Annotated in this window: 1 protein-coding gene; it reads left to right on the top strand. The window is 45.2% G+C overall.

Annotated features, from left to right (window positions below; translation table 11 throughout):
• Positions 1–400: C40 family peptidase (locus ACFRU2_RS42170; RefSeq protein ID WP_382981606.1), on the top strand; the 400-nt coding region annotated here is incomplete at its 5' end.
• Positions 401–454: the final 54 nt, after the last annotated feature.

Consider the following 454-nt stretch of genomic DNA (forward strand, 5'->3'; position numbering starts at 1 on the left):
CACAGGAGGAAAAGGCGGAGGAAAAAATCAAAAATTCGATTATGCTCAAGTACACAATATTATGAAAGAGTATTTAGGCACGCCTTATGTGTGGGGAGGCCGGTCTCCATCGGCTGGAGGTTTTGATTGTAGCGGCCTCATGGAATATGCTTTCGGGCAAATTGGTGTTGATCTCAATGGTAATGCTGCGACACAGTATGAGAAAACAAAGCCTGTTCCCGATGATGAGGCAGAGCCGGGCGACTTGGTCTTTTTTAGCACATATGCGCCCGGGCCGACTCATGTTGGAATGTATGTCGGTGATGGAAAATTCATTAATTCAAATGACGCAGGCCTTGAATATTCGAGCGTAGAGACATGGAAAAAGCTTTATCCGTATTTAGGGTTCAGGAGAATATAGAGAGGGTGAGTATGTGGAAGATCAGCAGAAAAGGCGCGGGACACGAATTATTAT

This window comes from Streptomyces sp. NPDC056883 (assembly GCF_042788835.1).
Classification (GTDB): Bacteria; Actinomycetota; Actinomycetes; order Streptomycetales; family Streptomycetaceae; genus Streptomyces; species Streptomyces stoeckheimensis.